We start from the raw sequence: 25,605 nt of genomic DNA on the forward strand, positions 1-25,605 counted from the left end.
TGAAGGAATTCCCGCGTGATTTCGCACGAACTCTTCCAGCAGCAGGCCGCTGACGGCTACACCCGCATCCCGGTCGTGCGCGAGGTCCTGTCCGACCTCGACACCCCGCTCTCGGTCTACCTCAAGCTCGCCGACGGCCCGCACACCTATCTGTTCGAATCGGTCGAGGGCGGCGAACGCTTCGCCCGCTATTCCATCATCGGCCTGCCGGCGCAGCGCGTGTACGCCTTCGCCGGGCACAGCCTGTTCGTCACCGAGAACGGCGAGCTGGTCGACAGCCGCACGGTGGACGACCCCTTCGCCGAAGTCGAGCGCCTGCGCGTGGAGCACAAGGTGCCCAAGATCGACGGGTTGCCCGGCTTCGCCGGCGGCCTGGTCGGCTGGTTCGGCTTCGAGTGCATCCAGTACATCGAACAGCGCCTGGCCGGCGGCGGCAAGCCCGACGAACTGGGCACGCCCGACATCCTGCTCATGCAGAGCGAGGAAGTCGCGGTGTTCGACAACCTCAAGGGCCGGCTGTACCTGATCGTCCACGCCGACCCGAGCCAGCCGCAGGCCTACGCGCGCGCCAACCGCCGCCTCGACCAGCTCGTGCACCGCCTTCGCATCGGCGGCCCGGGCTATCCGGAAACGCTGGATTCGGTCGGCCTGGACGAAGGCGACTTCGTCTCCGGCTTCACCCGCGAAGGCTTCATCGACGCGGTCGAGCGCTCCAAGGAACTGATCCGCGCCGGCGACATCTTCCAGGTGGTGCTGTCGCAGCGGCTCAGCGTGCCGTTCAAGGCGCGCCCGGTCGACGTCTACCGCGCGCTGCGCGCGTTGAACCCGTCGCCGTACATGTATTTCCTCGACGTCGGCGGCACCCAGGTGGTTGGCTCCTCGCCGGAAATCCTGGTGCGCCTGCAGGGCGGCGAAGTCACCGTGCGCCCGATCGCCGGCACCCGTCCGCGCGGCAAGAACGCGGACGAAGACAACGCGCTGGAAGCCGAGCTGCTGGCCGATCCGAAGGAGCGCGCCGAGCACCTGATGCTGATCGACCTGGGCCGCAACGATGTCGGCCGGGTGTCGTTGCCGGGCACGGTCGAAGTCGGCGAACAGTTCGGCATCGAACGCTACAGCCACGTCATGCACATCGTCAGCGAAGTCACCGGCAAGCTGAAGCCGGAGATGAGCTACGCCGACGTCCTGCGCGCGACCTTCCCGGCCGGCACCGTCAGCGGCGCGCCGAAGATCCGCGCGCTGGAAGTGATCCGCGAGTTCGAGCCGGTCAAGCGCAACGTCTACTCCGGCGCGGTCGGCTACATCGGCTGGCACGGCGACGCCGACACCGCCATCGCGATCCGCACCGCGGTGATCCAGGACGGCCGCCTGCACGTGCAGGCCGGCGCCGGCATCGTCTACGACTCCGACCCGCAGAAGGAGTGGGAGGAGACGATGAACAAGGGCCGCGCGCTGTTCCGCGCCGTGGCCGAGGCGGCGCGCGGGCTTTAAATGCCTAATTTCAGCGAGCGCATGGGGCTAAAGCCCGTAAGGACCATCGCCCAAGTTGGTTCGATGGATGATGCGCTACGCAATACTCTATGGAACGCTTTGTCTTCGTTCTTTGAGTCATCAAGTTGCGACGATGGGGATTTCACAAGGGCGCTGTGGTGGCATTTTTTTAAGAAGCCAGTTGATACGAGACCTGTCTATAACAGTGGTTTTGGCACATCTTATGTCGATGTTTGGGCCGAGGTGCGTGCCTTCTACTTCACCAATGACTGGAGCGTTGTCTACGATTTCGTTGAGTTTGTCCTGAAGTGTTATCCGCACGCAGACAAGCTGCATGCGAACATTGGTAGGGCCCTCCGAGCAGAGAGCGCTGGTTATCGACTGCTAAATGGGCGAGTTGTGCCGATTACGGATGAGCATGAGGTGCGTGAGGTTGCTGCTGCGGCCTCTGATGCCTATGGACCTGTGGCTGCGCATGTGCGATCGGCAATCGATTTACTCACCGATCGCGAGAAGCCGAATTATCGAAATTCGATCAAAGAATCTATCTCTGCCGTAGAGGCCATGGCGAAGATCGTTGCAAACGAGCCTAAGGCCACACTAGGCGATGCTCTAAAAGCTCTTGAGAGGAATGGCAAGCTGCACCCCGCACTCAAGGAAGCTTTTCTGAAGCTTTACGGCTATACCAGCGATGCACAGGGCATACGCCATGCGCTTGTTGACGAGGCCAATCTTTCTCAGGCCGATGCGCGCTATTTCCTTGTGGTCTGCAGCGCTTTCATCAACCTGTTGAAAGCTCAGGCGGTCTGAGTCAGGGTTTTCGCTGGGCTCTTGAGCGATGAAGGCCTAGATACCGCTTTTGTCTCTACTAGCGTGGAACTGAACTCTTGTGGCGGGCGCCCATAGGAGTTGTCTGGCTTGCGCTCTCAAAAAAGGGCGTTGGCCATTAGCTGTAGCGGATTGCGGTGCATCAGTCCTAGAGTCTCGCCCATGGTGGGTGTCTGCGTAGCCGGTAGCAAAAGTACATGTGGTGCGGATTACAAAAAGTTCATGGTCCGGAAAGGCCCGGGGCAGGGCCGCGGGCGCAATCTGGCTTCGCGATGGGGCCCACCCCACCGGTCCAGACCTCCCGCCCCATTCCCCAGGAGCCACACCATGAACGTCCGCACCGTCCTGCTCGCCGCCGCCCTGACCGCGTTCGCCGGTTCCGCCTTCGCCGCCGCCCCGGCGGCCGCCGGTTCGACCGCGGCGCCGGCCGCCAAGACCGCGTCGCACAAGCACAAGAAGCATCACAAGGCCTCGAAGGCCAAGGCCGCCAAGGCCGCAGCGGCTCCGGAAGCGGCGCCGGCCTCGAATTGATCCTTCGCGAGCCTGCTCCCCCGAGCCCCACGCATCGTCGGCGTGGGTGTGATACCCCGCCGGCGTGAGCCGGCGGGGTATCTTTTTTCCGGGCGGAGCGCGCGACGGCCGGGCCCATCCGCGCCTCGCCCGCCGGCCCGCGCGTTATCCTGTCGGCGCTTTCCTGCACCGTCGCGCTCTCGGAGGCGGTATGCGCGTCCTGCTCGTCGAAGACGATCCCCACACCGCCGGCTTCATCGCCAAGGGCCTGCGCGAAGACGGCCACAGCGTCGATCACGCCGGCAACGGCAAGGACGGCCTGTTCCTGGCCACCACCGAAACCTACGACGCCATCGTCCTGGACCGGATGCTGCCGGGCCTGGACGGGCTGACCCTGCTGCAGACCCTGCGCGGCGCCGGCAACCGCACCCCGGTGCTGCTGCTGACCGCGCTGGGCGAAGTCGACCACCGCGTCGAAGGCCTGCGCGCCGGCGCCGACGACTATCTGGTCAAGCCGTTCGCCTACGCCGAGCTGTCCGCGCGCCTGGACAGCATCCTGCGCCGCGGCAGCGCCGGCGGCAGCGAGCCGACCCGGCTGCGGGTGGCCGACCTGGAACTGGACCTGCTCAGCCGCGAAGCGCGCCGCGGCGACAAGCGCATCGAACTGCAGCCGCGCGAGTTCCGCTTGCTCGAATACCTGATGCGCCAGGCCGAACGCGTGGTCACCCGGACCATGCTGCTGGAAGCGGTGTGGGACTACCACTTCGACCCGCAGACCAACGTCATCGACGTGCACATCAGCCGGCTGCGGCAGAAGATCGACCAGGGCTACCCGCGGCCGTTGCTGCACACCGTGCGCGGCGCCGGCTACCGGTTGGGCGCGTGAGCGCCGGCGACGCCGATCCGCGGGCCCGCGCATGCGCGTGATGCCGCGCTCGACCAGCGCGCGCCTGGCGCTGGCGGTCACCGCCTCGTTCCTGCTCGCCTTCGTGCTGCTCGGCATCGGCGTGCACTACGCGGTCTCGGCGATGCTGATCCAGGACGCGCGCGATCTGGTCCGGGTCGACGCCGCCGGCCTGGTCGAGATGTACCAGGACGACGGCCGCGCCGCCCTGCTCGGCGAACTGCGCGACCGCATCGACGCCGACGAAGATCCCGACGCGGTATACGCGCTGACCGCGCCCGACGGCCGCGTCGTCGCCGGCAACGTCGCCCTGCCGCGCCACCATCGCGGCGCGCGCTGGATCGAGTTCACCGAACACCGCGCCGACGGCGACCTGCGCGTGGTCGCGCAGCTGCAGCGGCTGCCCGACGGCACCACCCTGTTGACCGGCACCCGCACCCGCAGCCAGGACCGCTTCCTCGGCCTGATGCTGCGCACCGCGCTGGCGGCGTTGTTGGTCGCGGCGACCCTGGGCGCGCTGATCGGCTGGCTGACCTCGCGCTGGGTCTCGCACCGGCTCAGCCACCTGGACCACACCGCCGAGCGCGTCGGCAGCGGCGAGATGGCGCTGCGCGCGCGCCTGGACGGCAGCGACGACGCCTTCGACCGGCTGGCGCGGCGCTTCAACGCCATGCTCGACCGCATCCAGGACCTGCTCGACGGCGTGCGCCACGCCACCGACCACATCGCCCACGACCTGCGCACGCCGCTGACCCGCCTGCGCAACCGCCTGGAAGAACTGCGCCGGCGCGAACCCGGGGTCGAGGCCGGCACCCAGCTCGACGCCGCCATCGGCGAGACCGACCAGCTGCTGCATTCCTTCGGCGCGCTGCTGCGGCTGGCGCGGATCGAGGCGCAGCCGCCGGTGCACGACGAACCGATGCTGGACCTCAGCGACCTGGTCCGCGACGCCGCCGAGCTGTACACCCCGATCGCCGCCGAACGCGGCATCGGCCTGACGATGAACCTGCCCGAGCCCGGCGTCGCCGGCCTGCGCGGCGACGCCGACCAACTGTTCCAGATGTTGGTGAACCTGCTCGACAACGCGGTCAAGTACGCCCCGGCCGACACCGAGGTCGGCCTGGGCGTGCAGCGCGAGCGCCACGCCCTGGTGCTGCAGATCGACGACCGCGGCCCCGGCATTCCCGCGGCCGAGCGCGAGCGCGTGTTCGACCGTTTCCACCGCCTGGAAGCGCACCGCGGCTCGCCCGGCACCGGCCTGGGCATGAGCCTGGTGCGGGCGATCGCGCACCGCCACGGCGGGCACATCGCCCTGCTCGACAACGCGCCGGGGCTGCGGGTGCGGGTGACCCTGGGCGAGGCGGGCGGGTAGGGCGGGGCGGTTGGGGCAAGCGCTTCGCGCCTGACACAACAGCGTCGGGCCTGAAGGCCCTCCCACAACAGCCGCGATGCCTGTACCTGTGTGGTCGGGCGTCCAGGCCCGACGCTCAATGCTTTTGTGGGAGGGCCTTCCGGCCCGACGCTCATGCTTTTGTGCGAGGGCCTTCAGGCCCGACGCTCTTGCCGCTGCGGGAGGGCCTTCGGGCCCGGCGCTCTTGCCTCTCCAGGAGGTTCTTCAGCCGATGCTCTTGCCTTTGTGGGAGGGCCTTCAGGCCCGACGCTCGTGTCCCAGCCGAGGCCGCCCCCGCGCTCGCACCCCCGCGCCCCAGCGGTTACAGTAGCCGCATGATCCTCCGCGCGATCCCGACGAAATCCCCGCAGACCGGCCTGGGCTGGCGATGGTGGCGTAGCGCCTCCGTCCGCCCGCTGCCGTCTTCCGAGGATTTCCCGCGTGACCCCGCCATCGCCTTCCTGCCCCGCGACCGCTGACCGCGGTCGGCGCGACCGCCGCGCCGCGACCGTTCTCCCGCTGCGCGACGCCGCGGCGCCATCCTCCCGTCAGCACCCGGACCCGGGTCCCGAATCGGTCGCAAGGACCGCTTCGCGGATCGCACCGGGCGTCGCCTGCGCACGCGATAATGCCGGCCCCATGGGCGGCCGGGGACGCCGCCGGGGACGGGCGCCGCCGCGGTCCCGATCCGCCATGCCCCTGTCCTCGCGCCGGCCCGCCGGCCGGCGCGCCCGCTCGCTCCACCCCAGCACCACCCGCACCCGAGGCGCGTCATGTCCGTCCTGATGATCGACAACTACGACAGCTTTACCTACAACCTCGTGCAGTACCTGCAAGCGCTCGGCAGCGAGGTCCGGGTGATCCGCAACGACGAGCTGTCGGTGGACGAGATCGAGCGCCTGGCGCCGCAGCGCATCGTGGTCTCGCCCGGCCCGTGCACGCCGGACCAGGCCGGCGTGTGCCTCGACGTGATCCGCCGCCTCGGCGCGCATACGCCGATCCTGGGCGTGTGCCTGGGCCACCAGAGCCTGGGCCAGGCCTACGGCGGCCAAGTGATCCGGGCCAAGCGGATCATGCACGGCAAGACCTCGCCGATCCGCCACCAGGGCGCGGGCGTGTTCGCCGGCCTGCCCGACGGTTACGAGGCCACCCGCTACCACTCGCTGGTGGTCGAGCGCGACAGCCTGCCGCAGGAGCTGGAAATCACCGCCTGGACCGAGTACGAAGACGGCGGCTTCGAGGAGATCATGGGCCTGCGCCACCGCGAACATCCGGTGGAGGGCGTGCAGTTCCACCCCGAGTCGATCAAGACCGAGCACGGTCATGCGCTGTTGCGAAACTTCCTGCAGCGCTGAGGCGACGGCGCCGGCAATGATCGCCGTCCACCGCGGCAACGGCGAACGCGGGCAGCGATGGCGAGGATCGCCCGCCGCCGCACCGCCCGCGCAACCCGCCCCGTTCCCCCATTCGATTCCGACACCATGACCCCGCAAGAAGCCCTCCAGCGCACCATCGAACACCGCGAGATCTTCCACGACGAAATGGTCGCGCTGATGCGCACCATCATGCGCGGCGAAGTCTCGCCGACCATGACCGCGGCCATCCTCACCGGCCTGCGGGTGAAGAAGGAAACCGTCGGCGAGATCGCCGGCGCGGCCACCGTGCTGCGCGAGTTCGCGCGGCCGGTGCAGGTCGCCGACCGCAGCCACCTGGTCGACATCGTCGGCACCGGCGGCGACGGCGCGCACACCTTCAACATCTCCACCGCGAGCATGTTCGTGGTCGCCGCGGCCGGGGCCAAGGTGGCCAAGCACGGCAACCGCAGCGTCTCGTCCAAATCCGGCAGCGCCGACGTGCTCGAAGCGCTCGGCGCGGCGATCGAGCTGCAGCCCGAGCAGGTCGCGCAGTGCATCGAGCGCGCCGGCATCGGCTTCATGTTCGCCCCGGTGCACCACCCGGCGATGAAGGTAGTCGCGCCGGTGCGGCGCGAGATGGGCGTGCGCACGCTGTTCAACATCCTCGGGCCGCTGACCAACCCGGCCAACGCGCCGAGCATCCTGATGGGCGTGTTCCATCCCGACCTGGTCGGCATCCAGGTGCGCGTGCTGGAGGAGCTCGGCGCCAAGCGCGCGCTGGTGGTGTGGGGCCGCGACGGCATGGACGAGCTCTCGCTCGGCGCCGGCACCCTGGTCGGCGAGCTGCGCGACGGCCAGGTGCGCGAGTACGAGGTGCATCCGGAGGATTTCGGCATCGCCATGGCCGCCAGCCGCAACCTGCGGGTGGAGGACGCGGTCGAGTCCAAGGCGATGGTGTTGCAGGCGCTGGAGAACCGCGACGGCCTGCCGCGCGAGATCGTCGCGCTGAACGCCGGCGCCGCGCTGTACGCCGCGGGCAAGGTCGAGAGCATCGCCGAAGGCATCGAGCTGGCGCGGCGCACCCTGGCCTCCGGCGCGGCGCGGGCCAAGCTCGACGAGTTCGTCGCGCTGACCACGGAACTGGCGGGAAAATAACCGCCGGCCGCCGCCGCGTTGAAACCGCGAACCCTCCCGCCCCAAGGAGCCAGCATGTCCGCCAGCTTCGCCGCACTGCCGCCGCCGCCGTACTACGCGGTGGTCTTCAGCTCCCAGCGCAGCCCCGGCGACGACGCCGGCTACGCCGAAGCCGCCCAGCGCATGGTCGAGCTGGCCGCGCAGCAGCCCGGCTTCCTCGGCGTGGAATCCGCGCGCGGCAGCGACGGCTTCGGCATCACCGTAAGCTATTGGCGCGACGAGGCGGCCATCACCGCCTGGAAGCGCCAGGCCGACCACGCCGCCACCCGCGCCTACGGGCGCGAGCACTGGTACGACCATTTCGAATTGCGCGTGGCCAAGGTCGAACGCGCGTATGGGAGCAAGAGCAAGGCATGAGCGACATCCTCAACAAGATCATCGCGCGCAAGCACGAAGAGATTCAGCAGCGCACCCGCGTGCGCCCGCTCGAGGACCTGCGCGCCCGCGCGCGCGCGCAGGCGCCGGCGCGCGGCTTCGTCCAGGCGATCCGCGACAAGCACGCCGCCGGCCAGGCGGCGGTGATCGCCGAGGTCAAGAAGGCCAGCCCGTCCAAGGGCGTGATCCGCGCCGACTTCCGCCCTGCCGAGATCGCGCGCAGCTACCAGGCCGGCGGCGCCGCCTGCCTGTCGGTGCTGACCGACGTCGACTTCTTCCAGGGCAGCAACGCCTACCTGGCCGAAGCGCGCGAAGCCTGCACGCTGCCGGTGTTGCGCAAGGACTTCACCGTCGATCCCTACCAGGTCTACGAAGCGCGCGCGATCGGCGCCGACGCGATCCTGCTGATCGTCGCCGCGCTCGAGGACGGCCCGATGATCGAGATGGCCGGGCTGGCGATGGACCTGGGCATGGACGTGCTGGTGGAAGTGCACGACATCGACGAACTCGAGCGCGCGCTGCAGACCGATTGCGAACTGATCGGGGTCAACAACCGCAACCTGCGCACCTTCGAGGTCTCGCTCGACACCACCCTGGCGCTGCGCGGCGCGGTGCCGCGCGACCGCACCCTGGTGACCGAAAGCGGCATCGCCACCGCCGGCGACGTCGCGCGCATGCGCGAGGCCGGGGTGGAAACCTTCCTGGTCGGCGAGAGCTTCATGCGCGAGCGCGATCCCGGCACGGCGCTGCAGCGCCTGTTCGCCGCATGAGCCTGCGTCCGGCCGCCGCCGGGCGCTTCCCGGCGGTGCGCGAAGGCGCGCCGCTGGTGGTGTTCGACTTCGACCACACGCTGTACGACGGCGACTCGGGCAGCCACCTGTTCGCGTGGCTGATCAAGCGCTCGTGGTGGCGGATGGCGCTGGCGCTGCTGATCACGCCGCTGGCCGGGCCGATGGTGGCGTGGCTGCGCACGCGCCGGATCGGCATCTCGGCCTTTGTCTGGGTCGGCACGGTCGGGATGAGCGGCGCGCGTTCGCTCGACGCCGCGATCGACCGCTACGTCGCCGGCCACACCGAACAGATCCGCGCCCGCCTGCTGCCGGTCGCCCTGGACGTGCTGCACCGCCACCGCGAGCAGGGCGACCAGGTCGTGGTCGCCACCGGCGCGCCGCCGGAACTGGCGCGCGCGATCCTGGCCTTCGTCGCCCACGAGGACGTGCCGGTGGTCGGCACCCTGGTCGGCCCGCGCCTGGGCGCGCTCGGCGCGCGCCGCCACTGCCATTCGCACATGAAGATGACCATGCTGCGCGAGGCCGGCTTCACCGCCCCGGTGGAGACCGCCTACTCCGACAGCAGCGCCGACCTGCCGCTGCTGCAGGCCGCGCGCAAGCCGGTGGTGGTGAATCCGAAGGCGCGCCGGGTCGAGATGTTCCGCCACGTCCTGCCGCCCGGCACGCCGATCCTGAATTGGGGCTGCCCCGGCCGCGGCGGCGATCCGGTCGGTACGGACGCCGGCTGATCCGGTCGATTCGCCCGGCCGGCTGAGCCGGTTGGCGGCTTCGGCCCCGGGGCTTCGATCCGGGGCCTGGCGATCTGCTTTTGTGGGAGGGGCTTCAGCCCCGATGCTTTCCGCTCGGATCGCGGCGATCTGGGACAAGAGCATTGGGGCTGAAGCCCCTCCCACAAAAGCAAATCGCCGCGACAGGCGCGGCGACGGGCGGGCAGGGAGCAGGGCCGGGCCTAGTCGCCCAGCGTCTTGACGAACTTCAACGACCCGTCGGCATAGCCGCAGCGCCGGTAGAACTCGTGCGCGTCGGTCCGCGACACGTTGCTGGTGACCTCGACCCGGCTGACCCCGTCGCGGCGGGCGCGGCGCTCGACCTCGCGCAGCAGCTGCCGTCCGATGCCCTGGCCGTGGCAGGAGCGGGCCACCACCAGTGCGGTGATCCGCGCCAGTTCGGCGCCGTGGGTCAGCGAATAGCGGGTGTGGCTGGAGATCAGCCCGCAGGCGTGGCCGTCGATCTCGGCCAGCAGCAGATAGTGGCGCGGTTCTTCGCGCAGGTGCGCGATGCGCTCGACGGCTTCGTCGCGGGTGCACGGATAGCCGAGCTGCCCGAGCAGCTCGGCCACGTCGCTGGCGTCTCCCGCTTCGGCCAGCCGCACCGTGGGTGCGGTCTGGTCGGACGGGGCAGCGCGTCCCATCGGGGCTCAGCGGGTCCCGTAGAGGACGACGGTCTTGCCGCGGGCGTGCAGCTTGCCGTCGGCCTGCAGCTTCTTGAGCACGCGGCCGGCCATTTCGCGCGAGCAGCCGACCAGGCGCGAAAGCTCCTGGCGCGACACCCGCAGCTGGGTGCCCTGCGGATGGCTCATGGCCTCGGGTTCCTTGGCCAGGTCGTGCAGGGCGCGCACGATCCGGTCGGTCACGTCGAGGAAGGCCAGGCGGCCGGCCTTGCGGCTGGTATCGAGCAGGCGCCGGGAAATCTGCGCGCCGATCGCATACAGCAGCTTGGGCGCGTCCAGCGACAGCCGCGTCAGCAGCAGGTCGTAGAGGCGCTCGTGACCGATCTCGGCCAGTTCGCAGGTGCTGCGCGTGCGCAGGATCACCTCGCGATGGTCGCTCTCGATGAACAGGCCGAGCTCGCCGACGAACTCGCCGGGGCCGAAGTAGCCCAGGACCAGTTCGCGGCCGTCCTCTTCCTCGGTAATGATGCTGACCGAGCCGGAGACGACGTAGTAGAGGGTGCTGGCCGGGTCGCCGGGGCGGAACACGTCCGTGCGGGACGGGTAACGCCGACGGTGGCAGTGGGCCAGGAAACGTTCGATCGTTGCGCCGTCGGGCAACAACGGGCTGTTGGTTCGGCGCAGTGCGGTCAAGGGAGCTACCGGGTTGGCGGACATTGGGGAATTTTGGCTTTTTGTTTTCGGCCGAGCTTAGGGCGATACGGCCGCTGGGGCAAATCCTGCCGCCGAAAATCCCGCTCCGATAGGGACCTGTGATGGAAGTTCAGCGACGGTCACGCTTTTGTCACCGACTTGGCCCAAAAACGGCGTGCGTTTCCCCCCGGGGCTAATTGCCTCATAATCGCGGCCCTCGCCGTCCCTCCGGAATCTTCCTACAGTGGTCAAGCCGTTGCCGCGCCTGCGGTTGCAGGGTTTCAACAACCTCACCAAGGCCCTCTCGTTCAATATCTACGATGTCTGCTTCGCGGCCTCCGAAGACGAGCGCCGACGGTATATCGAGTACATCGACGAGGCGTATAACGCCGACCGCCTCACCCAGATCCTCACGGATGTGGCGGAAATCATCGGCGCGAATATCCTGAACATCGCCCGCCAGGACTACGACCCGCAGGGCGCGTCGGTCACGATCCTGATCTCGGAAGAGCCGGTGATCGACAAGAAGGACGCCGGCAAGGAGATCATCTCCGACGCCGTGGTCGCGCACATGGACAAGTCGCACATCACCGTGCACACCTATCCGGAAACCCATCCGGACAACGGCATCGCGACCTTCCGCGCCGACATCGACGTCGCCACCTGCGGCGTCATTTCGCCGCTGAAAGCCCTGAATTACCTGATCGAGAGCTTCGAGTCGGACATCGTGGTGATGGACTACCGGGTGCGCGGCTTCACCCGCGACATCAAGGGCCGCAAGCACTACATCGACCACAAGATCCACTCGATCCAGGACTACCTGGCCAAGAACATCAAGTCGCGCTACGAGATGATCGACGTCAACGTCTACCAGGAAAACATCTTCCATTCGAAGATGCACCTGAAGGAATTCGACCTCGACACCTACCTGTTCGAGGAGAAGGCCAAGAACCTCTCGTTCAAGGAGCGCATGAAGATCGAGGCGCGGCTCAAGCGCGAGATCGAAGAGCTCTACCACGGGCGCAACCTGGCCGATTGAGGCCGGGCGGGCGTACGGGGAGCCTGTGGGCGACCCGGGTCATCGCGAAAAGGCCGGCGCAAGCCGGCCTTTTTCGTAGGCGCGTTCGGGTGGGGCGTCTCCGGCCGTGCCCGTTCAGGCGCGCACGGTCCCGCGCTTCGCTTCGGCCCGAAGCCCCTGTGGGAGCGGCGCAAGCCGCGGCCGCGCCGTTCATCGGCCAGCGCAGGCGCCGGGGCGGGGCAGTCCTTCCGGCATGGCGAGGCAGCGGTCGGGGCTGCCGGATGGGGGTGCTCGCCCGGCCGGGAGTCCTCGGCGCTTGCAGGGCCGCGTCGCGGCTTGCGCCGCTCCTACAGGGGGCGGCCGCCGGTTTGGTGGCGACTGGGTGCGGCGCAAGCCACGACCATGCCGCCCGACATCCGGCGCCGGCCGCGAAGCCGGGTGGGCACGCGCCCGCGCCTCAAAGCCGGTAGGCGACCGTCTTCATCAGCTTCGATGCCGCCGCCATGATCGTCGGCACCGGCATCGGCAGGATCCGCGCCCCGGCCGCTTCGGCGTTGGCGGCGTGGCGGGCCTCGTCGGCTTTCATCGTGCGCAGGATCGCGCGGCTGCGCTGGTCGCCCTCGGGCAGCGACTCCAGGTGTTCGTCGATGTGCGCCTCGACCTGGCGCTCGGTCTCGACCACGAAGCCCAGGTTCCAGCCGTCGCCGCGCAGGCCGGCCAGCGCGCCGATGGCGAAGCTGCCGGCGTACCAGACCGGGTTGAGCAGGCTCGGGCGGCTGTCGAGTTCGCGCAGGCGGTCGGCGCACCAGGCCAGGTGGTCGGTTTCTTCCTGGGCGGCGTGCAGCAGGTGCTCGCGGGTGGACTCGTCGCGGGCCACCGCGGCCTGGCCGCAGTACAGCGCCTGGGCGCAGACCTCGCCGACGTGGTTGATCCGCATCAACCCGGCCGAATGGCGTTTTTCCTGCGGTTCCAGCACCAGCTCGGCGGTGCTGCCGGCCGGATTCGGGCGTTCGGCCAGCGGCGCGCCGAACACGGTGTCGAGGGCGCGCTGCGCTTCGCTGAGCACGCGATCCAGGGGGCTGAGGGCACGGGCGTTCATGCGCCGATTCTACGGCGGGCGCGGGGTAGAAGTCGGTTAAGCGGGGTGGACAAATCGTCCTGGGCTTCGGGTGGTTGGTCGTGCGCGTTCCAGGACGTCATCCCCCGCGCAGGCGAGGATCCAGAGACTCCAGCGCCCTGCTGCGATGAAGCCCTGGATCCCCGCCTTCGCGGGGGATGACGTTCTGGGCGGTTGCGCGGGCGACGTCCTGGAATGCTGCGCAGGGGGCTTTCTGAAGGGAGCGCGAGACGTGTTGGAGCGTCGCGGTTCGCAGCGGCGCGTCGACGACGTATCGGGAGGAGCGCTGCGATGGTGCGCCTGAAAGCGGCCGCGGCTTTTGTGGGAGGGGCGTCAGCCCCCGACGCCCTGCGCTTAGCCTGCCGCGGAACCTTCATCCAGGCATTCGGCCAGGAACTCCAGCGGATGCTGCACCGGCGCCGTGGTCGCATTGGCCAAGTGCAGCCGGCATCCGATGTTCGCGCTCAACAGTCGGCTCGCGCCGCTGCGTTCGAACTGCGCCAACAGCGGCGCGCGGTACTCCGCCGCGCGCGCCGGCTCGGTCAGCATCTGCGTTCCCGACGCGCCGCAGCAGCCGAAGCCGGCATCGAGTTCGACCACTTCCAGCCCCGGCACCGCCGCCAACAACCGGCGCAGCGCCGGCACCGACTTGACCACGTTGCGCTGCGTGCACGGCAGGTGCAGCGCGACCCGCTGCGGCGTGCGCCGCCAGCGCAGCGCGCCGGCGCGTTCGGCCAGGAACGCCAGCGCGTCGGTGGCGCGGGCGCCGTCGCCCAACGCCCGGCGCAGGCTGTCGTGGCAGCCGCTGGCCACGCTCAGCACGGTGCCGCGGCCGGCGAACGCGGCGCGGTTGCGCGCCGCCAGCGCGGCCGCGGCGGCGGTGTCGCCGGCATGCTCGTGCAGGGCGCCGCAACAGCCCTGGCCCGCGACGATGTCCAGTTCGATGCCGAGCGCGCCGCACAGCCGCGCCAGCGCCGCGCGCAACGGCGCTTCGTAGGCGCCGGCGACGCAGCCGACGAACAGCGAAACCCGCGTTGTCGATACGGCGGCCCGGCGCGACAGGGGGCGGACCCGGCCAGGCGGGCGCGGCAGCGGTCGCGCGACGGCCGGCAGCAGCGGGTAGGCGATGCGGTACGCGGCCAAGCCGGCCGCGAGCGCGCGCGGCCGCGCCGCCAGTCGTTCGACCAGCCGCTGGCGCCAGCCGGCCGGCCGCCGTTCGCGCTGGCGGCTGCGCACGGCGACCAGCAGGCGGCCGTACTCGACCCCGGCCGGGCACACCGCCTCGCAACTGCGGCAGCCCAGGCAGTGGTCCAGGTGGGTATCGGACGCGGCGGTGGCCGGGATCGTGTCCAGCGCCCAGGCCCGGGCCAGGGCGATGCGGCCGCGCGGGGATTCGGCTTCCAGGCGGTCGTGGCCGTAGGTCGGGCAGGCCGGCAGGCACAGGCCGCATTGGACGCAGCGGTCGGCCAGCGCCGCCAGCGGATCGCCCATCGTGGCCCCGGCAGGGGCCGCGGGCGGGGCGGGCGGCCAGGCCCCGGGGCCGGTCGAAGCGGGCGGCGGCGGGGCGGCGGACATGCGCGCGATGCTAGCATGGGCGGTCCGGCGGCCCGTTCCGCCGACTTGCACGCAGCGCGGGCGGCCGCTATCATTCCGCCTCTTGCGTTTCGTATTCCACAACGCGAGGCGAAGTTCCGCCGCAGGTTGCCCGCCTGGGCCGCGACCGGAACCAGCCCGACCAGGCACCCATAGCAGACTCTCAATGAAGACCTTTACCGCTAAGAACGAGACCGTCCAGCGCGACTGGTACATCGTCGACGCGACCGGCAAGACCCTCGGTCGTCTCAGCACCGAGCTCGCCCGCCGCCTGCGCGGCAAGCACAAGCCCGTGTACACCCCGCACGTCGATACCGGCGATTACCTGGTGGTGATCAACGCCGAGAAGATCGCGGTCACCGGCAACAAGCTGCAGGACAAGATGTACTACCGGTTCACCGGCTACATCGGCAACCTCAAGAGCGAGACCCTCGCCCAGGCCCTGGAGCGCCACCCGGAACGCGTCATCGAGATCGCGGTCAAGGGCATGCTGCCGAAGAACCCGCTGGGCCGCGCCATGTACCGCAAGCTCAAGGTGTACAAGGGCTCCGAGCATCCGCATGCCGCCCAGCAGCCGCAGCCGCTGGACATCTAAGGTAAAGGCACGAATATGGCTATCCAGCAGAATTACGGCACCGGCCGCCGCAAGTCCTCCACCGCCCGCGTGTTCCTGCGCAAGGGCGACGGCAAGATCACCATCAACCAGCGCTCGCTCGAAGAATTCTTCGGCCGCGAGACCGCGCGCATGATCGTGCGCCAGCCGCTGGAACTGACCCAGTCGACCGACAAGTTCGACCTGACCATCACCGTCGCCGGCGGCGGCATCACCGGCCAGGCCGGTGCGATCCGCCTCGGCATCGCCCGCGCGCTGGTCGAGTACGACGAAACGCTCAAGGGCGAGCTGCGCAAGGCGGGCTTCATGACCCGCGACGCGCGCGAAGTCGAGCGTAAGAAGGTCGGTCTGCACAAGGCGCGTCGCGCCACCCAGTTCTCGAAGCGCTAAGCTTCGCCGGCTGGTCGTTCCGCGGCTTCAAATTATTTTTGCAGTCGCGGAATTTTGCGCTAGAATCCGTTTTATAGCCCCGTCGCCAAGCGGTAAGGCATCTGACTCTGACTCAGACATTCGGTGGTTCGAATCCATCCGGGGCTGCCAAATACGATCGCTGAGGGCCGCAAGGTTCCAGGCGCAACAGGAAACCCGCCGCAAGGCGGGTTTTTTGTTTTCCGCGCTCGCGAAACCCGCCGAAGCCCCTGTAGGAGCGGCGCAAGCCGCGACCTCGCCACTTCGCTTCCCGCGCAACTCCCGCAAGCCTTGCGCCCGCAACAAGCGGGAATCGCGCGCGGGGCGTTTTTCCTCGGCCTTCGTTGCGGCCGCGTCGCGGCTTGCGCCGCTCCTACAGGGGGTTCCGGGCCGCCTCAGTCGAGTTCGCGGACCAGGCTGATTTCGTCGCGCAGCGGGATGCCGTGGCGGCCGATCAGCGCGATCGTCGGGTCGGCCTCGCGTTCCAGGTCGATCGCGCCCGGCACCAGCCGGTGCAGGCGGAAACCGCGGCGCTGGTAGAAACGCAGCGCGTCGAGATTGTCGTTGGTGGTGCGGGCGAGCAGTCGGCGCAGGCCGAGCGCGCGGGCGCGCTGCGCGGCGCGCTCGACCAGGGCGCTGCCCAGGCCGGCGCGCGGACGCACGGCGTCGAGGGTGACGATCTCGCAGTGCTCGCTTTCGTCGAGCAAGGTCGCCAGCGCGGCGATGCCGCCGGCGTCGCGGGCGAGGAAGCCGGGCAGGGCGGCGGCGTCGATGGCGCGGCCGTCGAGCTGGATCGTGGCGCTGTTCCAGCGTTGCCGCAGGAAGGCGCGCACGGCGTCGCGGTCGTCCGGTTCGAGCGCGCGCAGCGCGGCGGGATCGACGGCGGCAGCGGTGTGGGAATCCATGCCCGAACTCTACCCAGCGCGGCGGCAGGCGGTGAGCGCGGGTCTGGCGGCTGCGGCCCGCTGCGCCGCCGGCCCTCGGCAACCGGCCGGCGCTGGCCCACAATCGCGTGTGTCGCGGGCGTTGGCTGAGCCGCGCGACACCGCCGGCAAATCCGTTACACTTGAAACCAATTGCGCTCCCGAGCGGGGAGCGCCTGTACCGACTGCACCGAATCGAGGCCTGGATGAAACTCGGAACCCTGAAGGAAGGCGGCCGCGACGGCACGCTGATCGTCGTCGCGCGCGACCTGAGCTGCGCCGTGCGCGCCACCGGCATCGCCGACACCCTGCAGCGCGCGCTGGAGGACTGGTCGAACGTGGCGCCGCGCCTGAACGCGCTGTCCGACGCGCTCCACGAGTTCCGCGCCGACGGCGTCTTCGCGCTCGACTTCGCCGCCCTGGCCTCGCCGCTGCCGCGCGCCTACGAGTTCGTCGACGGCAGCGCCTACCTGCCGCACGTCGAGCGCGTGCGCCGCGCCCGCGGCGCCGAGGTGCCGGAGAGCTTCTATGTCGATCCGCTGATGTACCAGGCGGTCAGCGCCGGTTTCTACGGCCCGCGCGACCCGGTGCGCGTGCCCGACGAGGCCTACGGCATCGACCTGGAGGCCGAAGTGGTGATCGTCACCGACGACGTGCCGATGGCGGCGACGCCGGAGCAGGCCGCCGGCCATATCCAGTTGGTCGGCCTGGTCAACGACGTTTCGCTGCGCAACCTGATCCCGAACGAGCTGGCCAAGGGCTTCGGCTTCCTGCAGTCCAAGCCGCGCTCGGCGCTGAGCCCGGTGTTCGTGACGCCGGACGAGCTCGGCCCGGCCTGGATCGACAGCAAGGTGCACCGGCCGCTGACCACCCACATCAACGGCGAGTGGTTCGGCGCGCCGGAAGCCGGCGTCGATATGCAGTTCAGCTTCGCCCAACTGGTGGCGCACGCGGCCAAGACCCGGCCGCTGTCGGCCGGCACCATCGTCGGCTCCGGCACCGTCGCCAACGAGGACACCTCGCTGGGCGCGTCGTGCTTCGCCGAGAAGCGCACGGTGGAAACGCTGGAGCACGGCAAGCCGCTGACTCCGTTCATGAAGTACGGCGACACCGTGCGCATCGAGATGCTCGACGCCGCCGGCGCGAGCATCTTCGGCGCGATCGAGCAGCGCATCGAGAAGGCGTAAGCTTCGCCTGCGCGCGTACCCGGGTACGCGCGCAAGAACACAGGGGAACGGGCGCGGCCCAGCCGCGTCCGTTCCCCTTTTTTGTTGCAGTGCGCTCCCGCCTGACGGTGGCGCGCGCGGGACGAACGGCGATGCGCGCGCGACCGGGGCCGGCTAAGGTGCCCGACGCGCGCATGCGAACGCGGCGCCGGCCGCGGCCGCGCCGGCTCCGCCGTCGCCCCGCGCCGTCCGCCGCCTTCCGTCCCAACGAGTTCCCAGCCAGGCCTACCGGTGAACGATCAACTGCGTCTTTATTCGTACTGGCGCTCCAGCGCCTCCTATCGCGTGCGCATCGGCCTCAACCTCAAGGGCCTGGAGTACGAGACGGTTCCCGTGCACCTGGTCCGCAACGGCGGCGAGCAGCACGATCCGGGCTATCGCGAGCTCAACCCGCAGGGCCTGGTGCCGGTGCTGCAGCACGGCTCGCGCACGTTGACCCAGTCGATCGCGATCCTGGAATACCTCGACGAAGTCTGGCCGCGGCCGAACCTGTTGCCGACCACCGCGCGCGACCGCCACCGCGTGCGCGCGATCGCCCAGACCATCGCCTGCGAGATCCACCCGCTCAACAACCTGCGCGTGCTGCAGTACCTGGACGGGACCTGGAACGTGCCGCAGCCCGAGCGGGAAGGTTGGATCAAGCATTGGATCGCCGAGGGCTTCGCCGCGGTCGAGGCGATGCTGCACGAGCACCCGGCCACCGGGGTGTTCTGCGAGGGCGACACGCCCGGGCTGGCCGATTGCTGCCTGGTCCCGCAGCTCTACAACGCCCGCCGCTTCGGCGCGCCGCTGGAGGCGTTCCCGACCCTGCTGCGGATCGAGCAAGCCTGCCTGGAGCTGCCGGAGTTCGAGCGGGCCCGGCCGGAGAACCAGCCGGATTGCCCGCCGGCCTGAGGCAAGAGCGTCGGGGCTGAAGCTCCTCCCGCAACAGCGGGTACCGCCAGGGCGCCTGTGGGGAAATTTGAGCCGCTGCGAAAGAGGCTTCAGCCGTTGCGGGAGGGGCTTCAGCCCAGACGCTGTCCGCCCAGCCGCCGCGCAATCCGCAACGAAAACGGCCGCCCGAAGGCGGCCGTTGCGTTTCCCGCTCAGCGAACGCTCAGTGCGCCGCCGACGCGTCGTACATGTCCGCATACGGATCGTGCTCGCCGGTGCCGCCCTCGGACAGGCGGAACTTCAGCGCCAGGCCGTCGCGCGAGTCGGCCGCCTTGAGCGCCTCCTCCATCTCGATCTTGCCTTCCTTGTACAGCCGGAACAGGCACTGGTCGAACGACTCCATGCCGTCCTCCAGCGACTCTTCCATCGCCTGCTTGATCTCGTGCACCTGGCCGCGGCGCATCAGGTCGCGGATGTGCGGGGTGTTGATCAGCACTTCCGCGGCCGGGATGCGGCGCCCGTCGGTGCCGACCACCAGGCGCTGGGACACCACCGCCTTGAGGTTCAGCGCCAGGTTCATCAGCACGTTCTTGTGCGCGGCCTCGGGGAAGAAGTTGAGGATGCGCTCGAGGGTCTGGTCGGCGTTGTTGGAGTGCAGCGTCGCCAGGCACAGGTGGCCGGTCTCGGCGAAGGCGATGGCCGCCTCCATCGTGGTCGCGTCGAGGATTTCGCCGATCAGGATCACGTCCGGCGCTTCGCGCATCGCGTTCTTCAGCGCGTTGTGGAAGGCGTGGGTGTCCAGGCCGACCTCGCGCTGGTTGACGATCGACTTCTTGTGCTTGTGCAGGTACTCGATCGGGTCCTCGATGGTGAGGATGTGGCCGGCGGTGTTGCTGTTGCGGTGGTCGATCATCGAGGCCAGCGTGGTCGACTTGCCCGAGCCGGTGGAGCCGACGATCAGCACCAGCCCGCGTGGGGCCATGATGATGCTCTTGAGCACCTGCGGCAGCTGCAGCTCCTCGATGCTGGGGATCACGCTGCGGATCGCGCGGATCACCATGCCGACTTCGCCGCGCTGCTTGAACACGTTGATGCGGAAGCGCCCGGCGTCGGGCAGGGCCAGGGCCATGTTGAGTTCGAGGTCGCGCTCGAACTGCGGAACCTGGCCCTCGTCCATCAGCGAGTAGGCGATCTTCTTGACCATGCCCGGCGGCAAGCCGGTATTGCCGAGCGGGTACAGGCGCCCCTCGACCTTGATGTAGACCGGCGCGCCAGTGGTCAGGAACATGTCCGACGCGTTCTTTTCCGTCATCAGCTTCAAGAAATAGCCGATGTCCATGCGTTCTCACCCCGTTGTTGACGCGGCCGGCCGTTGCAAGCAGGCTGGCGGCTTGACGACAATGTTCACCGCGCGTCTTCCCTTCCGCACGGCACTCCCCAGAATGTTCGCAAGCTTCGCACAAATTCGTTTGCCGCTGCTGGCCGCAGTTCTCGCTTCGACCCTGGCCGGTTGCGCCTCCACGCCTCCGCCGACCGGCGAGCTGTCCGCTGCCCAGCAGGCGGTCATGCGCGCCGACGACGCCGACGCCGACCAATACGCGCCGCAGGACCTCAACGCCGCCCGCAGCGCGCTCAGCGGCGCCCAGGGCGCGTTGTCGCAGGGCAAGGCCGAGGACGCGCGGCGCTTGGCGCTGCGCGCGACGGCCGAGGCCGACCTGGCCTTCGCCCGCAGCAAGGAGGCGATCACCAACGCCGAACTCAACCAGCGCCGGACCGAGGTCGCCGAGTTGCGCCGCCGCCTGCAGGGAGGTGGCCAGTGAGCCAGCGTGAGTCGTTCCTGCGCGCCGGCCTCGCCGCCGCGCTCTCGCTCGCCGCGCTCGGCGCGGCCGCCGCGCCGCCGGACGATCCGCAGATCGCCCGTCTGTCGCAGCGCCTGACCGTGCTCGAGGCCAGCCCCGACACCGCCCAAGTCGGCACGTTCGAGCGCTACCGCGCGCGCCAGGCCATCGACGCCGCGCGCGAGGCGCGCCGCCGCGACCGTCCCGCCGCGGTGCAACTGGCCGACCGCCGGGTCGAGACCGCCGAGATCGTGGTGCGCACGCAGCTGGCCCAGCGCGAGCTCGACCGCCTGGACCGCGAGCGCAGCGAACTGCTGGTGGAAGCCAGCCGCCGCGACGCCGACCGCGCCCGCGCCGAGGCCGAGCGCCTGCGCGTGCAGGCGCAGATCCAGGCCGAGGAGGCCGAGCGCCTGCGCCAGGCCGCCGACCAGGAAGCCGCCGCGCGCCAGCAGGCCGAGGGCCTGCTCGACGACGTTGCCGGCAAGCAGGCGGCCAAGCTGCGCGCCGCGCGCGAGCGCGACGCCGAGCTGGCGCGCAAGGAAGCCGAACTGCTCGGGGTCGAGCCGCCGCCGGCGACGCCCAAGCCGAAGCCGAAGAAGAAGTGAGCGCGGCGGGGCCTGGGCCCCGTCGATTGCCGCATCGCCGACGAGCCGGGCCATGTGCCCGGCTCGTCGCGTTTGCAGCTTTGGCTTTGCATTCGAAGCGATCGGCCGGCCGTTTTGCCTCGACCTGAAGCTTTTGTGGGAGGGGCTTCAGCGCCGACGCCTTTGTGCCCGGGCACGGCGATCGGGTTGGAGGCTGTCGGCGCTGAAGCCCCTCCCACAAGCAGGCACACGCAATGCCCGCGCCCGCTCGCGCCCGCCGAAGCAGCGCCGCGCCCGACAGGCGGCCAAAGCCAGGCGGGGCGCGGCTTTGCCTGTACAGCCGCGCCGCGCCGGGTTTCGGCCTTGAACGAAAAACTAATAAAAATCATCGGCTTGGCGAGCCGCCGAGCCACTCGTCGGAGACATGGCCGGAACCTGAAACCGCTTGCACCGCGCCCTTGCCGGAACCGGATCGCAGGAGTAGGGTCGGTTATCCGAGCGGTGCGAATAACGCTCGGCGAAGAGCCAGGCCGATGACGCAAATACCCCTTCAGCAGGAGTCCGGTGCCGCCCACGAGGGCGCGGCCGGACTTCGTGAAGCCGGCGTCGCGCCTCGCCTGACCGACCATCTCACGCTCCCCCGTAACGCCCTGGCCGCAAGGCCGGGGCGTTCGCATTCGTGCTGAAGGAGGCTTTTCATGTTCGAAGAACGACCGCAGCCTGAAATCGACGCGCTCATCAAGAGCAACCCCGAGTTCAAGCAGCTCTACCAGCGGCACAAGGATCTGGACAAGAAGGTCATGGACGCCGAACTTGGCGTGTTGCCGATCGACGACACCACGCTCGGACAGATGAAGCGAGAGAAGCTGGCTGCGAAAGACCGCCTGCTGCTGCTGTACGAACAGCAACACCACTGAGCCATCGCCCGCGCCGCCGTAGTGGCGGAAGCGGGTGCGGACCCCCGGCGAGGTGCCGGAGGTCCGCCGGCCGGCACGAAGCCGGCCAGAACCCCGGGCGGGGCCGGTCCAGGCCGCCTCGCCCTCGAAGCCGGCGCCGGCCCGCGGCGCGGCCTCCAGACTCAGCGCGGGCGGCGGCGGCCATCCTCGTCGGTCGCCGCCGTCCGCGGCTGATACTTGCGAACACGGACGATACCTTCCTGTCGGCGCCTCCTTGAGTGGGCTGTTCGGGGGCGTCCGCGCTTTTGCCGCCCGCTCTTGTGGGAGGGCTTCAGCCCCGGCTGCTTTGCGCTCGGATCGCCCGCCGCGACCGGGCACGAAAGCGTCGGGGCTGAAGCCCCTCCCACAAGAGCGCCGCGGCAAGCGTCGGGCTGAAACCCTCCAACAAGAGCGGCCCGGCAAGCGTCGGGCTGAAGCTCTCCCAGAAGAGCGGCTCGGCAACCGTGGGGCTGAAGCCCTTCCCACAAGAACCGCCCGGCATGGGCCGGGGCCTCTACCCCAGGCGCCCCAGCCCCTCGCACACGACGAGCGCCGGGGGGCGCCCGTCGGCGGGCGGCGGCTGCTGCCGTCTCCCGTGCCCCGCTGCCGCCCGGCTGGCTAGAATGGCGCGATTCGCCGCACGGTAGCGGCTTGCAGGAATCGCATGGCCATCCACAACTCCGTACTCGAACTCATCGGCAACACCCCGATCGTCAAGGCGCAGCGCCTGGATACCGGGGTGTGCGAGCTTTACCTAAAGCTCGAATCGCAGAATCCGGGCGGTTCGATCAAGGACCGCATCGGCCTGTCGATGATCGAAGCGGCCGAGAAGGCCGGCAAGATCAAGCCCGGCGACACCCTGGTCGAGGGCACCGCCGGCAACACCGGCATCGGCCTGGCCCTGGTCGCCCAGCAGAAGGGCTACAAGCTGCTGCTGGTGGTCCCGGACAAGATGAGCCGGGAGAAGATCTTCAACCTCAAGGCGATGGGCGCGCAGGTGGTGCTGACCCGTTCGGACGTGGCCAAGGGCCATCCGGACTACTACCAGGACCTGGCCGAGCGCATCGCCCGCGAAACCCCGGGCGCCTACTTCATCAACCAGTTCGGCAATCCCGACAACCCGGCCGCGCACGAGTTCGGCACCGGGCCGGAGATCCTGGCGCAGATGGGCGGCCAGCTCGATGCGATCGTGTTCGGCTGCGGCAGCTCCGGCACCATGACCGGCCTGTCGCGCGCCTTCGCCGAGCACTCGCCCGACACCGAGCTGGTGCTGGCCGATCCGGTCGGTTCGATCCTGGAGGAGTACATCAACCGCGGCACGCTGTCGGACAAGTCCGCCAGCTGGATGGTCGAAGGCATCGGCGAGGACTTCCTGCCGCCGATCTCCGACTTCACCCGGGTCAAGAAGGCCTACGCCATCGCCGACAAGGAAAGCTTCCTGACCGCGCGCGAGCTGCTGGAGAAAGAGGGCATCCTCGGCGGTTCTTCGACCGGCACCCTGCTGGCCGCGGCGCTGAAGTATTGCCGCGAGCAGACCGCGCCGAAGAAGGTGCTGGTGTTCGTCTGCGATACCGGCAACAAGTACCTGTCGAAGATGTACAACGACTACTGGATGCTCGACAACGGCTTCATCCAGCGCGACCAGCACGGCGACCTGCGCGACCTGATCCTGCGCCCGTACTCGCAGCGCGATACGGTCGTGGTCGGTCCCAACGATCTGCTGGTGACCGCCTACCAGCGCATGAAGCTGTACGACGTCTCGCAGCTGCCGGTGATGGACGGCGAGCAGATCGTCGGCATCGTTGACGAGAGCGACGTGCTGCTGCACGTGTACGGCGACGAGTCGCGCTTCCGCGACCCGGTGTCGACCGCGATGGTCAGCAAGCTCGACAAGATCCAGGTCGGCGCGCCGATCGAGTCGCTGCTGCCGGTGTTCGACCGCGGCCATGTCGCGATCGTGGCCGACGGCGACCGGTTCCTCGGCCTGATCACCCGCATCGACCTGCTCAACTTCCTGCGCCGCCGGGTGCAGTGACCCCGGCCGCGCCGGCCGCCGTCGCGGCGGCCGGCGCCTGTCGGCCCCGGCCCCGGCGCCGGCCGGGCGCCGCGGCACGGTGGCCGGTGCGCGCGTCCGCGGCGACCCGCCGCCTACCTGAATCCGCGTTCAGCCTGCGCCCGGATTCCGTGCCGTAGGTCGCAGCAGCGGGGTCGCCACAGTGCCACTGCACGCGGCCTGAAGTGCCAATGCGTGAATCCGGAGCCTCACGCAGGCGATGTTAGAATTCACGGTTACGCCTCTTCGGCCGAATTCCCGGCCGTCATGCAGCGCACGGAACCGAATTCGATGAGCCACCAACCGCCGCAAGACGGCTCGCGCAAGCCCGGCCTGGGCACCCTGGCAATCCACGCCGGCCAGTCCCCGGACCCCAGCACCGGCGCGGTCATGCCGCCGATCTACGCGACCTCGACCTACGCCCAGAGCAGCCCCGGCCAGCACCAGGGCTTCGAGTACTCGCGCAGCCACAACCCGACCCGCTTCGCCTACGAGCGCTGCATCGCCGGCCTGGAAGGCGGCCGCCGCGGCTACGCCTTCGCCTCCGGCCTGGCGGCGACCTCGACCATCCTCGAAACGCTCGACGCCGGCAGCCATGTGATCGCCATGGACGACGTCTACGGCGGCACCTACCGCCTGTTCGAGCGGGTGCGCCGGCGCAGCGCCGGGCTCGACTTCAGCTGGGTCGACCTCAGCGACGAAGCCAAGTTCGAGGCCGCGATCCGTCCCGAGACCAAGCTGGTGTGGATCGAGACCCCGACCAACCCGCTGCTCAAGCTGGTCGACATCGCCCGCATCGCCGCGATCGCGCGCAAGCGCGGGCTGATCGTAGTGGTCGACAACACCTTCTGCTCGCCGATCCTGCAGCGCCCGCTGGAACTGGGCGCGCACATCGTCATGCACTCGGCGACCAAGTACCTCAACGGCCACTCCGACATCGTCGGCGGCATCGCCGTGGTCGGCGACGCGCCGGAGCTGGAAGAGCAGCTGACCTTCCTGCAGAACGCGGTCGGCGGCATCCAGGGCCCGTTCGACAGCTTCCTCGCCCTGCGCGGGCTGAAGACCCTGCACCTGCGCATGAAGGCGCACTGCGAGAACGCGCAGGCGCTGGCCGAATGGCTGGAAACCCATCCCAACGTCGAGAAGGTCCTGTACCCGGGCCTGAAGTCGCACCCGCAGCACGAACTGGCCAAGCGCCAGATGCACGGCTTCGGCGGCATGATCAGCGTCTACGTCAAGGGCGGCATGGACGGCGCGCGGCGGATGATGGAGCGCTGCCACCTGTTCACCATCGCCGAGTCGCTCGGCGGCGTGGAGAGCCTGGTCAACCACCCGGCGGTGATGACCCACGCCTCGATCCCGCCCGACCGCCGCGCCGCGCTCGGCATCCACGACAACCTCGTGCGCCTGAGCGTGGGCGTGGAGGATTTGGCGGACCTGCGCGACGAGCTCGAGCGGGCCCTGGCGGGTTGAGGCCGGTGGCCGCTTCCGCCGACGCCACGC

25 protein-coding genes, 1 tRNA gene and 1 pseudogene are annotated in these 25,605 nt (G+C 69.5%); 21 read left to right on the forward strand and 6 right to left on the reverse strand.

Translation table 11 applies throughout. The features are described from left to right. Positions 1 to 15 precede the first annotated feature (15 nt). From trpE to BLV01_RS08655, 10 genes are all read left to right on the forward strand, one after another. Positions 16 to 1,491, forward strand: coding sequence for an anthranilate synthase component I (gene trpE / locus BLV01_RS08615; protein WP_091797481.1), 1,476 nt, complete (start codon positions 16 to 18; stop codon positions 1,489 to 1,491). Next, positions 1,492 to 2,301 (forward strand): AbiJ-NTD4 domain-containing protein, encoded by an 810-nt coding sequence (locus BLV01_RS25315; RefSeq protein WP_139178570.1) that lies wholly within the window; start codon positions 1,492 to 1,494, stop codon positions 2,299 to 2,301. Positions 2,302 to 2,646: 345 nt separating this feature from the next. Continuing rightward, positions 2,647 to 2,850, forward strand: coding sequence for a hypothetical protein (locus BLV01_RS08620; RefSeq protein ID WP_091797484.1), 204 nt, complete (start codon positions 2,647 to 2,649; stop codon positions 2,848 to 2,850). A gap of 190 nt (positions 2,851 to 3,040) precedes the next feature. Then, a complete protein-coding gene (locus BLV01_RS08625; RefSeq protein ID WP_091797487.1) occupies positions 3,041 to 3,715 on the forward strand; it encodes a winged helix-turn-helix domain-containing protein in 675 nt (224 codons plus the stop codon). A 31-nt stretch (positions 3,716 to 3,746) separates the two neighbouring features. Then, on the forward strand, positions 3,747 to 5,105 hold the full coding sequence (locus tag BLV01_RS08630) for a sensor histidine kinase (RefSeq protein ID WP_091797490.1): 1,359 nt from the start codon (positions 3,747 to 3,749) through the stop codon (positions 5,103 to 5,105). A 791-nt stretch (positions 5,106 to 5,896) separates the two neighbouring features. Then, positions 5,897 to 6,478: an anthranilate synthase component II gene (locus BLV01_RS08635; protein WP_091797493.1), complete on the forward strand. Its 582-nt coding sequence runs from the start codon at positions 5,897 to 5,899 to the stop codon at positions 6,476 to 6,478. A 126-nt stretch (positions 6,479 to 6,604) separates the two neighbouring features. Then, a complete protein-coding gene (gene trpD, locus BLV01_RS08640; protein ID WP_091797496.1) occupies positions 6,605 to 7,633 on the forward strand; it encodes an anthranilate phosphoribosyltransferase in 1,029 nt (342 codons plus the stop codon). Positions 7,634 to 7,687: 54 nt separating this feature from the next. After that, positions 7,688 to 8,029, forward strand: coding sequence for an antibiotic biosynthesis monooxygenase family protein (locus BLV01_RS08645; protein ID WP_091797499.1), 342 nt, complete (start codon positions 7,688 to 7,690; stop codon positions 8,027 to 8,029). Next, a complete protein-coding gene (gene trpC / locus BLV01_RS08650; RefSeq protein WP_091797502.1) occupies positions 8,026 to 8,817 on the forward strand; it encodes an indole-3-glycerol phosphate synthase TrpC in 792 nt (263 codons plus the stop codon). Before BLV01_RS08645 ends, trpC begins: the two co-directional genes overlap by 4 nt. Further along, positions 8,814 to 9,566: a haloacid dehalogenase-like hydrolase gene (locus BLV01_RS08655; protein ID WP_091797504.1), complete on the forward strand. Its 753-nt coding sequence runs from the start codon at positions 8,814 to 8,816 to the stop codon at positions 9,564 to 9,566. Before trpC ends, BLV01_RS08655 begins: the two co-directional genes overlap by 4 nt. A 221-nt stretch (positions 9,567 to 9,787) precedes the next feature. Here the strand turns inward: BLV01_RS08655 and BLV01_RS08660 are convergent, their stop codons facing one another. After that, on the reverse strand, positions 9,788 to 10,249 hold the full coding sequence (locus BLV01_RS08660) for a global regulator CLP-associated N-acetyltransferase (protein WP_091797507.1): 462 nt from the start codon (positions 10,247 to 10,249) through the stop codon (positions 9,788 to 9,790). Positions 10,250 to 10,255: 6 nt separating this feature from the next. Further along, positions 10,256 to 10,921: a cAMP-activated global transcriptional regulator CRP gene (gene crp / locus BLV01_RS08665; protein ID WP_036148366.1), complete on the reverse strand. Its 666-nt coding sequence runs from the start codon at positions 10,919 to 10,921 to the stop codon at positions 10,256 to 10,258. Positions 10,922 to 11,165: 244 nt separating this feature from the next. Here crp and speD point away from each other — a divergent pair, with 244 nt between their 5' ends. After that, positions 11,166 to 11,960 carry an adenosylmethionine decarboxylase gene (gene speD, locus BLV01_RS08670; protein WP_091797510.1) on the forward strand — a complete coding sequence of 265 codons (795 nt, stop codon included), beginning with the start codon at positions 11,166 to 11,168 and terminating at the stop codon, positions 11,958 to 11,960. Between the two features lie 436 nt (positions 11,961 to 12,396). On the opposite strand, the gene coq7 is transcribed toward speD, so the two are convergent. Both coq7 and BLV01_RS08680 read right to left on the reverse strand, forming a co-directional pair. After that, the gene (gene coq7 / locus BLV01_RS08675; RefSeq protein WP_091797513.1) at positions 12,397 to 13,038 is read right to left on the reverse strand and encodes a 2-polyprenyl-3-methyl-6-methoxy-1,4-benzoquinone monooxygenase; all 642 of its coding nucleotides are present in this window, start codon (positions 13,036 to 13,038) and stop codon (positions 12,397 to 12,399) included. Positions 13,039 to 13,410: 372 nt separating this feature from the next. Then, positions 13,411 to 14,547 carry a (Fe-S)-binding protein gene (locus BLV01_RS08680; RefSeq protein WP_175485831.1) on the reverse strand — a complete coding sequence of 379 codons (1,137 nt, stop codon included), beginning with the start codon at positions 14,545 to 14,547 and terminating at the stop codon, positions 13,411 to 13,413. 268 nt (positions 14,548 to 14,815) lie between these two features. On the opposite strand from BLV01_RS08680, the gene rplM reads away from it, so the two are divergent. From rplM to BLV01_RS08695, 3 genes are all read left to right on the forward strand, one after another. Further along, on the forward strand, positions 14,816 to 15,244 hold the full coding sequence (gene rplM, locus BLV01_RS08685) for a 50S ribosomal protein L13 (protein WP_091797519.1): 429 nt from the start codon (positions 14,816 to 14,818) through the stop codon (positions 15,242 to 15,244). A gap of 15 nt (positions 15,245 to 15,259) precedes the next feature. Continuing rightward, a complete protein-coding gene (rpsI, locus tag BLV01_RS08690) occupies positions 15,260 to 15,652 on the forward strand; it encodes a 30S ribosomal protein S9 (RefSeq protein ID WP_057948911.1) in 393 nt (130 codons plus the stop codon). A gap of 75 nt (positions 15,653 to 15,727) precedes the next feature. Continuing rightward, positions 15,728 to 15,802, forward strand: a tRNA-Gln gene (locus tag BLV01_RS08695). Positions 15,803 to 16,065: 263 nt separating this feature from the next. Here the strand turns inward: BLV01_RS08695 and BLV01_RS08700 are convergent. Beyond that, positions 16,066 to 16,575 carry a GNAT family N-acetyltransferase gene (locus BLV01_RS08700; RefSeq protein ID WP_091797521.1) on the reverse strand — a complete coding sequence of 170 codons (510 nt, stop codon included), beginning with the start codon at positions 16,573 to 16,575 and terminating at the stop codon, positions 16,066 to 16,068. Between the two features lie 224 nt (positions 16,576 to 16,799). Between BLV01_RS08700 and BLV01_RS08705 the strand changes: the two genes are divergently transcribed. Both BLV01_RS08705 and maiA read left to right on the forward strand, forming a co-directional pair. After that, the gene (locus tag BLV01_RS08705) at positions 16,800 to 17,780 is read left to right on the forward strand and encodes a fumarylacetoacetate hydrolase family protein (RefSeq protein WP_091797524.1); all 981 of its coding nucleotides are present in this window, start codon (positions 16,800 to 16,802) and stop codon (positions 17,778 to 17,780) included. Positions 17,781 to 18,050: 270 nt separating this feature from the next. After that, complete coding sequence (gene maiA / locus BLV01_RS08710; protein ID WP_091797526.1) at positions 18,051 to 18,713, forward strand: maleylacetoacetate isomerase; 663 nt, start codon at positions 18,051 to 18,053, stop codon at positions 18,711 to 18,713. Positions 18,714 to 18,915: 202 nt separating this feature from the next. Here maiA and BLV01_RS08715 read toward each other — a convergent pair whose 3' ends face one another. Continuing rightward, complete coding sequence (locus tag BLV01_RS08715) at positions 18,916 to 20,031, reverse strand: PilT/PilU family type 4a pilus ATPase (RefSeq protein ID WP_091797529.1); 1,116 nt, start codon at positions 20,029 to 20,031, stop codon at positions 18,916 to 18,918. A gap of 103 nt (positions 20,032 to 20,134) precedes the next feature. Between BLV01_RS08715 and BLV01_RS08720 the strand changes: the two genes are divergently transcribed. The 5 genes and pseudogenes from BLV01_RS08720 (at position 20,135) to BLV01_RS08740 (ending at position 25,575) form a co-directional block, all read left to right on the forward strand. Continuing rightward, positions 20,135 to 20,512: a DUF4398 domain-containing protein gene (locus BLV01_RS08720; RefSeq protein WP_091797533.1), complete on the forward strand. Its 378-nt coding sequence runs from the start codon at positions 20,135 to 20,137 to the stop codon at positions 20,510 to 20,512. 17 nt (positions 20,513 to 20,529) lie between these two features. Next, positions 20,530 to 21,105, forward strand: a pseudogene (locus tag BLV01_RS08725) (hypothetical protein); the annotation flags it as partial. A 707-nt stretch (positions 21,106 to 21,812) separates the two neighbouring features. Then, positions 21,813 to 22,031 carry a YdcH family protein gene (locus BLV01_RS08730; protein WP_057948905.1) on the forward strand — a complete coding sequence of 73 codons (219 nt, stop codon included), beginning with the start codon at positions 21,813 to 21,815 and terminating at the stop codon, positions 22,029 to 22,031. Between the two features lie 682 nt (positions 22,032 to 22,713). Continuing rightward, a complete protein-coding gene (locus BLV01_RS08735; RefSeq protein WP_091797539.1) occupies positions 22,714 to 24,084 on the forward strand; it encodes a pyridoxal-phosphate dependent enzyme in 1,371 nt (456 codons plus the stop codon). 309 nt (positions 24,085 to 24,393) lie between these two features. Beyond that, positions 24,394 to 25,575, forward strand: coding sequence for a cystathionine gamma-synthase (locus BLV01_RS08740; RefSeq protein ID WP_091798217.1), 1,182 nt, complete (start codon positions 24,394 to 24,396; stop codon positions 25,573 to 25,575). Positions 25,576 to 25,605: the final 30 nt, after the last annotated feature.

The organism is Lysobacter sp. yr284, assembly GCF_900107375.1.
GTDB lineage: Bacteria > Pseudomonadota > Gammaproteobacteria > Xanthomonadales > Xanthomonadaceae > Lysobacter.

Excerpts from the sequence above, each read along its gene's own strand:
- BLV01_RS25315 (WP_139178570.1), top strand. The coding sequence starts at position 1,492 with ATGCCTAATTTCAGCGAGCGCATGGGGCTAAAGCCCGTAAGGACCATC.
- BLV01_RS08620 (WP_091797484.1), top strand. The coding sequence starts at position 2,647 with ATGAACGTCCGCACCGTCCTGCTCGCCGCCGCCCTGACCGCGTTCGCC.
- BLV01_RS08625 (WP_091797487.1), top strand. The coding sequence starts at position 3,041 with ATGCGCGTCCTGCTCGTCGAAGACGATCCCCACACCGCCGGCTTCATC.
- BLV01_RS08630 (WP_091797490.1), top strand. The coding sequence starts at position 3,747 with ATGCGCGTGATGCCGCGCTCGACCAGCGCGCGCCTGGCGCTGGCGGTC.
- BLV01_RS08635 (WP_091797493.1), top strand. The coding sequence starts at position 5,897 with ATGTCCGTCCTGATGATCGACAACTACGACAGCTTTACCTACAACCTC.
- trpD (WP_091797496.1), top strand. The coding sequence starts at position 6,605 with ATGACCCCGCAAGAAGCCCTCCAGCGCACCATCGAACACCGCGAGATC.
- BLV01_RS08645 (WP_091797499.1), top strand. The coding sequence starts at position 7,688 with ATGTCCGCCAGCTTCGCCGCACTGCCGCCGCCGCCGTACTACGCGGTG.
- trpC (WP_091797502.1), top strand. The coding sequence starts at position 8,026 with ATGAGCGACATCCTCAACAAGATCATCGCGCGCAAGCACGAAGAGATT.
- BLV01_RS08655 (WP_091797504.1), top strand. The coding sequence starts at position 8,814 with ATGAGCCTGCGTCCGGCCGCCGCCGGGCGCTTCCCGGCGGTGCGCGAA.
- BLV01_RS08660 (WP_091797507.1), bottom strand. The coding sequence starts at position 10,249 with ATGGGACGCGCTGCCCCGTCCGACCAGACCGCACCCACGGTGCGGCTG.
- coq7 (WP_091797513.1), bottom strand. The coding sequence starts at position 13,038 with ATGAACGCCCGTGCCCTCAGCCCCCTGGATCGCGTGCTCAGCGAAGCG.
- BLV01_RS08680 (WP_175485831.1), bottom strand. The coding sequence starts at position 14,547 with ATGGGCGATCCGCTGGCGGCGCTGGCCGACCGCTGCGTCCAATGCGGC.
- rplM (WP_091797519.1), top strand. The coding sequence starts at position 14,816 with ATGAAGACCTTTACCGCTAAGAACGAGACCGTCCAGCGCGACTGGTAC.
- rpsI (WP_057948911.1), top strand. The coding sequence starts at position 15,260 with ATGGCTATCCAGCAGAATTACGGCACCGGCCGCCGCAAGTCCTCCACC.
- BLV01_RS08700 (WP_091797521.1), bottom strand. The coding sequence starts at position 16,575 with ATGGATTCCCACACCGCTGCCGCCGTCGATCCCGCCGCGCTGCGCGCG.
- BLV01_RS08705 (WP_091797524.1), top strand. The coding sequence starts at position 16,800 with ATGAAACTCGGAACCCTGAAGGAAGGCGGCCGCGACGGCACGCTGATC.
- BLV01_RS08715 (WP_091797529.1), bottom strand. The coding sequence starts at position 20,031 with ATGGACATCGGCTATTTCTTGAAGCTGATGACGGAAAAGAACGCGTCG.
- BLV01_RS08720 (WP_091797533.1), top strand. The coding sequence starts at position 20,135 with ATGTTCGCAAGCTTCGCACAAATTCGTTTGCCGCTGCTGGCCGCAGTT.
- BLV01_RS08730 (WP_057948905.1), top strand. The coding sequence starts at position 21,813 with ATGTTCGAAGAACGACCGCAGCCTGAAATCGACGCGCTCATCAAGAGC.
- BLV01_RS08735 (WP_091797539.1), top strand. The coding sequence starts at position 22,714 with ATGGCCATCCACAACTCCGTACTCGAACTCATCGGCAACACCCCGATC.
- BLV01_RS08740 (WP_091798217.1), top strand. The coding sequence starts at position 24,394 with ATGAGCCACCAACCGCCGCAAGACGGCTCGCGCAAGCCCGGCCTGGGC.